The following is a 665-nucleotide window of genomic DNA, read 5'->3' as shown; positions in this document are numbered from 1 at the left end:
ATCAAAATCTTTAAAACACCTGACGGATATGAATCCATGGTTCAGCGTGTATACCGGCAGATTACGGAAGTTGATCCCGAAGCTTGTGTTACCATCGCAACCAGCAAAACGCAGGTCAGCTCTATTCACAATCAGCTGGGGGATGCCGTAGGCGTCTGTGTGGAACCCTGCCGTCGGGATACTTTCCCTGCTATCGCGTTGGCAACGGCCTATTTGCATGATGTAAAAGGCGTTTCTTTGGAAGAACCGGTGGTTGTCTGCCCGGTGGACCCCTATGTAAACAATGACTATTTCGAAGCGTTGAAGCAGTTATCCTCACTGGCAGCGCAAGGAAAAGCCAACCTTTCCCTGATGGGAATTGAACCCACTTATCCCAGCGAAAAGTACGGATATATTATTCCGGAAACCGCAGAGCCAGTCAGCAAGGTCAAGACTTTCAAAGAAAAGCCGGACGCAAAAACTGCCGCAGTCTATATTGAGCAGGGGGCACTGTGGAATGGCGGTGTGTTTGCTTACCAACTGCAGTATGTGTTGAAGCGGGCACACGAACTGATCGAGTTTACCGATTATCAGGATTTGTTCCGTAAGTATGAATCGTTGACCAAAATCAGTTTCGATTATGCTGTGGTCGAGAGAGAATCGGAAATTCAGGTTCTGCGTTTTGC

Annotated in this window: 1 protein-coding gene; it reads left to right on the top strand. The window is 48.1% G+C overall.

Annotated elements, in window-relative coordinates:
- Positions 1-36: 36 nt before the first annotated feature.
- On the top strand, positions 37-665 hold a 629-nt coding region (locus tag H6B10_RS14960), incomplete at its 3' end, for a sugar phosphate nucleotidyltransferase (RefSeq protein ID WP_430661771.1).

Source organism: Gemmiger formicilis, assembly GCF_016901605.1.
Lineage (GTDB): Bacteria > Bacillota > Clostridia > Oscillospirales > Ruminococcaceae > Gemmiger > Gemmiger formicilis_B.
Note: the sequence above shows the minus strand (reverse complement) of the source record. Positions and strands in the feature narration are given on the sequence as shown.